8 protein-coding genes, 1 tRNA gene and 1 pseudogene are annotated in these 8,595 nt (G+C 65.9%); 2 read left to right on the forward strand and 8 right to left on the reverse strand.

All coding sequences use genetic code 11. The features are described from left to right. Together DBR20_RS21275 and arcD are read left to right on the forward strand one after the other, a co-directional pair. A partial coding sequence (locus DBR20_RS21275) for a TonB-dependent receptor (protein ID WP_146187076.1) occupies nt 1-1,823 on the forward strand: 1,823 nt, incomplete at its 5' end. A gap of 108 nt (nt 1,824-1,931) precedes the next feature. Next, entirely contained in the window at nt 1,932-3,353 is a 1,422-nt protein-coding gene (arcD, locus tag DBR20_RS21280; protein ID WP_108268292.1) for an arginine-ornithine antiporter, read from the forward strand. 49 nt (nt 3,354-3,402) lie between these two features. Here the strand turns inward: arcD and DBR20_RS21285 are convergent, their stop codons facing one another. The 8 genes and pseudogenes from DBR20_RS21285 to DBR20_RS21320 all read right to left on the reverse strand — a co-directional run. Then, complete coding sequence (locus DBR20_RS21285; RefSeq protein ID WP_108268294.1) at nt 3,403-4,362, reverse strand: alpha/beta hydrolase; 960 nt, start codon at nt 4,360-4,362, stop codon at nt 3,403-3,405. 159 nt (nt 4,363-4,521) lie between these two features. Beyond that, a tRNA-Asn gene (locus DBR20_RS21290) sits at nt 4,522-4,598 on the reverse strand. 22 nt (nt 4,599-4,620) lie between these two features. Further along, nucleotides 4,621-5,091 carry a 23S rRNA (pseudouridine(1915)-N(3))-methyltransferase RlmH gene (rlmH, locus tag DBR20_RS21295; protein WP_025879294.1) on the reverse strand — a complete coding sequence of 157 codons (471 nt, stop codon included), beginning with the start codon at nt 5,089-5,091 and terminating at the stop codon, nt 4,621-4,623. A 63-nt stretch (nt 5,092-5,154) separates the two neighbouring features. Beyond that, nucleotides 5,155-5,568 (reverse strand): ribosome silencing factor, encoded by a 414-nt coding sequence (gene rsfS / locus DBR20_RS21300; protein ID WP_089236374.1) that lies wholly within the window; start codon nt 5,566-5,568, stop codon nt 5,155-5,157. 58 nt (nt 5,569-5,626) lie between these two features. Next, nucleotides 5,627-6,292 (reverse strand): nicotinate-nucleotide adenylyltransferase, encoded by a 666-nt coding sequence (nadD, locus tag DBR20_RS21305; protein WP_100461191.1) that lies wholly within the window; start codon nt 6,290-6,292, stop codon nt 5,627-5,629. Nucleotides 6,293-6,295: 3 nt separating this feature from the next. Further along, a complete protein-coding gene (gene holA, locus DBR20_RS21310) occupies nt 6,296-7,333 on the reverse strand; it encodes a DNA polymerase III subunit delta (protein WP_100461193.1) in 1,038 nt (345 codons plus the stop codon). A gap of 12 nt (nt 7,334-7,345) precedes the next feature. Then, nucleotides 7,346-7,921, reverse strand: coding sequence for an LPS assembly lipoprotein LptE (lptE, locus tag DBR20_RS21315; RefSeq protein ID WP_089236377.1), 576 nt, complete (start codon nt 7,919-7,921; stop codon nt 7,346-7,348). Between the two features lie 139 nt (nt 7,922-8,060). Then, a pseudogene (locus tag DBR20_RS21320) lies at nt 8,061-8,585 on the reverse strand (class I tRNA ligase family protein); the annotation flags it as partial. Nucleotides 8,586-8,595: the final 10 nt, after the last annotated feature.

Raw genomic sequence — 8,595 nt, forward strand, 5'->3', positions numbered from 1 at the left:
ATCCGGCGCAGCAGTATCGCGACCTGACTCCCGAAGAGAAGTACATCAACGTGTTCGGCCGTGCCAGCTTCGCTTTCGGCGAAGGCGGCGAGATCTACACGGAGATCGGCTACTCGAAGAAGGAAACGATCTTCAGCAACACCCCGTCAGGTGCTGCGGGTACCTGGGGCTATCCGGGCGGCGTCGTCACCGCGAACAGTGGCTCCAAAGCCACCGTGCTCGGCCCGAACCATCCTGACAACCCGATTCCCGGCCAGGCCTCGAGGCTGCGCTATTCGGCTTGGGATGTCGGTCCGCGCGTGACCAACAACACCAACGAGTTCAACCGCTTCCTGGTGGGTGTCAAGGGCAACTGGGGTGACTGGAGCTACGACACCGCCTACCTGCATTCGGCGACCGACCTGGTCAACAAGCGCACTGGTTTCCTGCGCTACAGCGCCGTGCAGTGCGCACTGGGCAATCCGAACTGCGCAGGTGGCGTGTGGCGCATCGGCGACAATGCCAATCTGAATTCGCAGGCGTTGTACGACTACATCTCACCAACCATCAGCGCCCGTGCGAAATCCGGCCTGGACATGTTCGACTTCACCGTGTCGCGCAGCCTGATGGACCTGAAGGGTGGTCCACTGGGCCTGGCAATCGGCACAGAATGGCGCAAGACCAGCAACAGCCTGACCCCGCAGACCTACACCGACACGGGTGACATCATCGGCCTGGGTTACTCGGCCTACGATGGCACCCAGAACGTGTATGCCGGTTACGTCGAACTGTCCGCACCTGTGCTGGAACAGCTGGAACTGTCCGGTGCCCTGCGATACGACAAGTACGAAAGCGGTGAAGGCAAGGCCACGCCGAAGCTCGGCGTGAAGTGGACTCCTGCCGACTGGATCGCACTGCGTGCCAGCTATGCTGAAGGCTTCCGCGCACCGAACCCTGCCGAAAACGGTGACGGTGGCCTGGCTGCTTTCTCGAACGCATCCGACCCGGTTCGTTGCGCCATCGACCCCGACGAATGTACCGCCCGCACGGTGGCGATCATCACCCGCCCGAACAAGGATCTGAAGCCGGAGGAATCCAAGAGCTACTCGGTGGGCATCGTGCTGCAGCCGACGTCCTCGACCTCGTTGACCGTCGATGCCTGGCAGATCAAGCGCACCAACGAAATCGCCCAGGGCAGCACGACGGCAGCGATCCGGGCCGGCAACGTGGTGCGTGACATCAACAACATCGGCGGCGTTGCCAACAGCGGCAACATCCTCGCAGTCAACACGGCCTACGTGAATGCCAACTCTTCACGTGTTCGCGGCATCGATACCGATATCCGCCAGACCTTCGACATCGGCCCGGGCCAGCTGGAAATGGACCTGCAGTGGAGCCACGTCCTGAAGTTCGAGCGCACCGAAGGCGATGAGACTGTCGACTATGCCGGCACCCACGGCAATTGCGACGTCACCAACTGCATCGGCACCCCGAAGGACAAGATCAACTTCGGTACCACCTGGCGGCAGGGGCCTTGGAGCGTCAGCGGCATTGCCAACTACATCAGCAAGATGGACAACACCGACAAGCGCGGTGGCACGTATCAGGCGTTCTATGAAGATGGAACGCCGGTGAAGAAGATCTCTTCGTTCACCACCTTCGATCTGTCCGGTCGCTGGAACATCACCGAAGCCTTCGAGCTCAACGCCTCGGTGGCCAACGTGTTCGACCGTATCGCCCCGCTCGATCCGACCACCTACGGCGGCGTGAACTACAACCCGATGCACTTCTCCGGTGCGCTGGGCCGTTACTTCACCGTCGGTGCCAAGTACACGTTCAAGTAATCCTGCTGCAGCATCACCTGCAAAGGCCCGTGCTCATGCACGGGCCTTTGCTTTTTTCCGCACGCGACAGCGTCCATCATGGGCACCCCGACAGCTGCGGCGCGCGTGATGCCCTCTTCCAACCAACGCCTTGGCCTGGCCGCACTGACCGCACTGGTGGTCGGCTCGATGGTCGGTGCCGGCATCTTCTCGCTGCCGCAGAACGTGGCGCGCAGCGCCGGCCCGGCCGCCGCGCTGATCGGCTGGGCAGTGAGCGGCGCCGGCATGCTGATGCTCGCCTTCGTGTTCCAGGCCCTGGCCAATCGTCGCCCCGACCTGGACACCGGCATCTATGCGTATGCGCGTGCAGGCTTCGGCAACTACATCGGATTCTCTGCAGCCTGGGGCTACTGGGTCGCTTCGGTGCTCGGCAACGCCAGTTTCTTCGTGCTGATCTTCAGCGGCCTCGGCCACTTCGCGCCGGTGTTCGGCGAAGGCAATACACCCGCCGCCATCGCCGCATCGTCCGTGTTGCTGTGGACCGTGCACCTGCTGGTGCTGCGCGGCCTGCGTACTGCCGCGATCGTCAATGGCCTGGTCACCGTGGCCAAGCTGGTGCCGATCGCGCTGTTCCTGGTTCTGGCCGCCGGTGCGTTTCGCATGGACGTGTTCCGTGCCGACTTCTTCGGCGTTCCCGCGCTGGGGGACATGGGCCAGCAACTGCGCGGGATGATGCTGGTCACCGTGTGGGTGTTCATCGGCATCGAGGGCGCCAGCATCTACTCGCGCCGGGCCGCGCGCCGCGCCGATGTCGGCCGCGCCACCGTGATCGGCTTCATCGGCGTGTGGCTGCTGCTGGTGCTGGTCAGCCTGCTGTCGATGGGTGTGCTGTCGCAGGCCGAGCTGGCGGGCCTGCCCAATCCCTCGATGGCCTATGTGCTGCGCGCAATCGTGGGCGAATGGGGCGCAACGGTGATCATCATCGGCTCGATCATCTCGGTGCTGGGAGCACTGCTGGCGTGGGTGCTGCTGTGCGCCGAAGTGCTGTTTGCCGCCGCTGGCGATGGCACGATGCCGGCGTTTCTCGGCCGCGAGAACGCACGCGGCGTGCCCGCCAATGCGCTGTGGCTGAGCAACAGCCTGATCCAGCTGTTCCTGCTGCTGGTGCTGTTCAATTCGGGCAGCTACACCAGCCTGGTGCTGCTGGCGGCGTCGATGAGCCTGGTGCCGTACTTCCTGTCCAGCGCATTCGGCGTGAAGCTGGCCTGGCAGGGCGAGGCGTACGCCAGCGCGGCCGGTGCCCGCTGGCGCGACTTCATCGTCGCGCTGCTGGCCAGCGCCTATGCGCTGTGGCTGGTGTATGCCGGTGGCCTGGGCAACCTGCTGCTGTCGGTGCTGCTGTATGTGCCGGGCGTGGTGCTGTACGCGTTGACCCGGCGCCAGCGCGGAGAACAGGTGTTCACACGTTGGGAATGGGTGCTGTTCGGCGCGATCCTGGTGGTGGCGATCGCTACGCTGGTGGCGTTCTGGAAAGGCCAGCTGACGCTGTAGAGCCGAGCCCGCGCTCGGCTTCGCGCAGGCAGCCGAGCATGGCTCGGCTCTACAACCGGCGTTTCGGCAGCACGCCGATGTCCTGCATCCAACGCTCGGCCAAGCTGGGCCATGCCGACACCGGAGCGTTTTTCAGGCGCAGGCCGAACGCGTGACCGCCACGCGCAAACAGATGCATTTCCACCGGCACGCCGGCCTCGATCAGTGCGCGCTGATAGGTCAATGCGTGACGGACATCGTCCGTCGGGTCATCGGCGGCCTGCACGATGAATGTCGGCGGCACCTTGGCATCGACCACGATGTCTTTTTCCAGCGAATCATCCTTGCGTACCCAGAGATGACCCGGATACAGCAGCATCGCGAAATCCGGCCGGCTGGACTGCGCATCGGCCGCATCCAGCGGTGCATAGCTGCGCTGCGCATGCGTGCTCAACCCCGCCACCACATGGCCGCCGGCCGAGAAGCCGATCACGCCCAACCGTAGCGGATCGATCTTCCAGCGCGCGGCCTGCGCACGCAGCAGGCCCATTGCCCGTTGCGCATCCTGCAATGCCATCGGCACGGCGGGAATGTCGCGGCAGTTGCATTCGCGATTCCAGTTCGGTCCCGAGGCCGGTACGCGATACTTCAGCAGCGCGCAGGTGATGCCTTGTGCGGTGAGCCAACCACAGATCTCGCTGCCTTCCAGGTCGATCGCCAGCACGTTGTAGCCACCGCCCGGCACCACCATTACTGCGGTGCCACTGGGCGCGCCTTTCGCCGGGAACACGGTGAGCGTGGGCACGGCCACGTTCTGCAGCATCATCCAGTGCTCGCCGCTGGCCTTGGAGACGGTTTCGCTGACCTGCTCGGGGCCTTTCAGCTTCGGCGGTGCCATCATCTGGCCATCGGGCCAGAGAGGAAATTCAGTGGTACCGGCCGGCGGTTGCCAAGTGGTTGGCGCGGCGGCCGATGCGGTCAATGGCAGCAGGACCATCAGCAGGAAAAATGCAAAGCGAAACGCGCGCATCGTCAACATCCACGTGATGGACCTGCAGTGTAGAGTCGAGTCCGCTCGAAAAATCGAGCGCAATGCATCCACGCATGGCGTGGATCTACCGCCGCACACGACTGCACGGCACGACGCAACAAAAAAGGCCTGCATCTCGCGATGCAGGCCTCTTGAATGTGGCGCCCGAAGTTGGACTCGAACCAACGACCCCCTGATTAACAGTCAAGTGCTCTAACCGGCTGAGCTATTCGGGCAGACCGCCAGTATAACGACTCTTCACGCGCGATGGTAGGGGTGATTGGCCAACATCGCAGCGGCGCGATACAACTGCTCGGCCACCACCAGCCGCACCAGCATGTGCGGCAGCGTCAGCGGGCCGATCGACCACTTTTCATCGGCCAGCGCAGACACTTCCGGCGAATGGCCTTCCGGCCCACCAATCAGGAACGCCAGGTCCCTGCCCTGTCCGCGCCAGTGTTCCAGGCGCTGCGCCAGCTGTTCGGAACTGAGCTGGCGGCCCGGTACGTCGAGTGCAACGACATAGGCATTCTTCGGCAACGCAGCGATCACCCGCTTGCCTTCGTCTTCGGTGGCGCGACGTGCGTCCCGCCCTTTGCCGCGCAGGCCGGGCTCGATCTCGACCAGCTCAAAGGGCAACCAGTGCGAGAGCCGCTTCTGGTACTCGGCAAACCCCTGCGCCACCCAACTGGGCGCGCGTTCGCCGGTGGCGATCAGGCGGGCTTTCATCAGCATTCCTCCAAAACGTCGACGGCGCCATCGGCGCCGTCGAAAACCGCATCAACGAATGGCTCAGGCCACTTCGTCGTCGTCGTAGGACGGCGGCTGGTCGCCAACGGTCCACAGGCGCTCGAGCGCATAGAACTCGCGCACGCGCGGCAGCATTACGTGCACGATGACGTCGCCCAGGTCGACAAGCACCCATTCGGCTTCACGCTCGCCTTCAACACCCAGCGGCATGACGTCGATCTTCTTGGCGAAGCGCACGACCTCGTCGGCGATGGACTTCACATGGCGGGTCGAAGTACCCGACACGACCACCATGTAGTCGGCGACGCTGGACTTGCCGCGTACGTCGATCTCGACCGGGTCCTTGGCCTTCAGGTCTTCGGTGGCTTGACGGACGCTGGCCAGCAGTTCCGGCACGGAGGGCGCGGGGCTGGGCAGATCGACCTTGATGGTCTGGGGCTGGGTCTGGTTGCTCAAAGCGGGTCGACTCGATAAACGTGGGGGCGATTATACGGCCACAGCGCGGCAACCGTATTCACGAGGTGGCGGAGCGGTACAGGCCGTGGCCAGAAACATAGTCGGCCACCGCCGGCGCCAGCATGGCCCGCCAGGGGCCGCCCGCGGCGATCTGGGTGCGCACGGCACTGGCCGATTCCTCGCGCAGCGGGTGGTGCAGGCGCAGGATGCGGCCGGCCGGGCTGGCAAACAGGGCCTGCTCGTTGTCGGCCCAGCGCCCCTCGGTGGCCTGCCCCAGCGCGCCGTCGACACTGGCCCGCAGCGGACTGCCCGGACGCTCGGCGACGATGAAATGGGCCAGCCCGAACAGTGCCTGCCACTCGTGCCAGCTGGGCAGGCCCAGCAGGCTGTCGGCCCCCACCAGCCACGCCAGCGGTCGGCTGGGGCCGAGTTCGGCCCGCAGTTCGCGCAGGGTATCGACGGTATAGGACGGCCTGCCGGGAAAGCGCGCCGCCCGATCCAGCTCACGGCGGTCCAGCAGCAGGCCCGGTTCATCGCCGATGGCCAGGCCGAGCATGGTGCAGCGTTGTTCGGCGGTCGCGCCCGGCACCGCGCGGTGCGGCGGGTCAGCGGCAGGCAGCATGCGCACCGCCACCTGCAGCTCATCGCGCGCCGCGCGCGCGATCGCCAGATGGCCCAGATGCACCGGGTCGAAGGTGCCCCCGTAATAGATCCGCAGGCTCATGGATCAGGCCCGGGCGAGCAGCCGTACCGCGCGCGCCTCGGCCACCGCCACCAGCAGGCGCTCAAGCGCGAGCCAGGCATCGCCGTCGGCGCGCCCCTTGGCGATGCGGTCAACCAGCCCGGCTTCGGCCACGAAACGCTCCCAGCGCTTGCCTTCCGGATGCCGCTGCAGCGCACGCTTGTAGGGCGCCTGCCGCGACTCCCAGATACCGCGGGATTTCATCTCCGCAGCCAGATTGCCGCCGCGTGCCTGTACCCGTGCCAGGCCGGCACCGGCCAGCAGTTCGCGGATCACGATCGGCATCAGCGCGGCCACGGCCTCGCCTTCGCCGCGCAGACCGGCCAGCATCCTCAGCACCGCCTGTGGCTGGCCGGAGAACGTCGCCTCCACCAGCCGGAACACGTCGTAGCGGGCGGCATCAGCCACCAGCGATTCCATCCGTTCCACGTCCAGGGTCTGGCCATCGGCCAGCAACGCAAGCTTGTCGATCTCCTGCGCCGCGGCCAGCAGATTGCCTTCCACGCGCTCGGCCAAGCGCTGCACGGCGGCAGGCTCGGCGCGCAGGCTTCTGCTGCGCAGACGCCGTTCGATCCAGTCCGGCAGCTCATGTGGCTTGATCGCCCAGGCCACCGACAACACGCCGACACGGTTCACCGCCTCGGCCCATTTGCCCTGGTGGGCCTTGCTCCATTCATTGGCGGTGATCATCAGGATCACGTCCGGCGCCGGGTTGGCGCAGAACTGGCTGATCACCTCACCGCCTTCCTTGCCCGGCTTGCCACTGGGCAGACGCACTTCCACCAGGCGGCGGGCACTGAACAGGCTGGGAGCGTGGAAACTGGCGTCGAGCTGGTTCCAGTCGAAATCGCGGCCATCGGCATCGAATACTTCGCGCTCGTCGATGCCGGCCGCGCGTGCACGGGCCCGCACAGCGTCGGCTGCCTCCAGCACTCGCAGTGTTTCCGGACCGGCGATCAGATAGACCGGCGCCAGCGCCGTGTCAGCGCCCTGCCCGGCCAGCTGTTCCGGTCGCAGTTCCATCAGGCGCCCGGCTCAGTGCTTGACGGCGGGTGCGGGCTCGACCGGATCGTGCTCGACCGGCTTCGGCGCCGACAGGCTGCCGCCCTTTTCCAACTCGGCGCGGACCACGCTGTCGATACGGCGGATGATCGAGGCCGACATTTCACGGCGCAGTTCGTCAGCCAGGATCTCGCGTTCGGTGGTGGTGCCGGTGGCGTCGGTCGGCGGCGACACGTAGTCGCGCGACAGTTCGATCACCTGCTGCGGCACCAGCTCGCTGCCATCTTCGCGGCGGAAGATGAAGATCACCGCATAGCGCAGGCTGTATTCCTGCGCGCGGCCCTGCGAGTCGATCGCGATCGGCAGGTCGCCCCAGCGTTCGGACAGCACCTGCAGCTGGGCATTGGGGCCCTTGCTGTCCTCATCGGCCAAGCGCGCACCGGATGCCAGCAGGCTGCGGTTCAACAGCTTGACCAGCTCGCTGTAGGGCGCGGTGGATACCACCTTCACCGGCGCCGTATCGGTCGGCAGCATCAGCTTGTTGCGCAGGTGGAAACCACAGCCGGCGAGGCCGAGGACGAGAACGAGGGCAAGCAGGATTCGGGTCATGGAGACAGTCTGGCGGAGCCGGGCGATCACGGCAACAGACAGGGTGCCCGAGGCCGCGTGAACGCAGGGCCATCGGCCGGGCGCGCCCGGCGTGGCGACAACGCACCGGCCGCCACGAGGGCGGCCGGTGCCGGGTACATCAGGCAGCGACGATGTTCACGATCTTGCCGGGAACGATGATGATCTTGCGCACCGTCAGGCCTTCCAGGAACTTGGCCGCGTTCGGCTCGGCCAGGGCCAGCGCTTCGATCTGCTCACGCGCGGCATCGGCCGCCACCTCGATGGTGCCACGCAGCTTGCCGTTGACCTGCACGGCCAGGGTCAGCGCGTCGCGTACCAGCGCGCCGCTGTCGGCCTGCGGGAACGGCTGGTCTTCCAGCAGCGTTTCGCCATGGCCCAGCACCTGCCACAGGGCGTGGCTGGCGTGCGGGGTGATCGGGTTGAGCAGCAGCACGATGGCCTGCAGTGCTTCCTGGCGCACGGCGCGCCCCTGTTCACTGCCGTCCTCGAACTTGGCCAGCGCGTTCATCAGCTCCATCACCGCGGCAATGGCGGTGTTGAAACTGTGGCGGCGGCCGTAGTCGTCACCGACCTTGCCGATGGTCTCGTGGGTCTTGCGGCGCAGGGTCTTCTGACCGGCATCCAGCGCGGCCGCGTCGAGCGCCGGTCAGAAG

Source organism: Stenotrophomonas sp. HMWF023, assembly GCF_003060985.1.
GTDB classification, from domain to species: Bacteria; Pseudomonadota; Gammaproteobacteria; order Xanthomonadales; family Xanthomonadaceae; genus Stenotrophomonas; species Stenotrophomonas lactitubi.

Coding starts and splice junctions, on each gene's coding strand:
- arcD (WP_108268292.1), top strand. CDS start 1,932: ATGCCCTCTTCCAACCAACGCCTTGGCCTGGCCGCACTGACCGCACTG.
- DBR20_RS21285 (WP_108268294.1), bottom strand. CDS start 4,362: ATGCGCGCGTTTCGCTTTGCATTTTTCCTGCTGATGGTCCTGCTGCCA.
- rlmH (WP_025879294.1), bottom strand. CDS start 5,091: ATGAAAGCCCGCCTGATCGCCACCGGCGAACGCGCGCCCAGTTGGGTG.
- nadD (WP_100461191.1), bottom strand. CDS start 6,292: ATGAGCCTGCGGATCTATTACGGGGGCACCTTCGACCCGGTGCATCTG.
- holA (WP_100461193.1), bottom strand. CDS start 7,333: ATGGAACTGCGACCGGAACAGCTGGCCGGGCAGGGCGCTGACACGGCG.
- lptE (WP_089236377.1), bottom strand. CDS start 7,921: ATGACCCGAATCCTGCTTGCCCTCGTTCTCGTCCTCGGCCTCGCCGGC.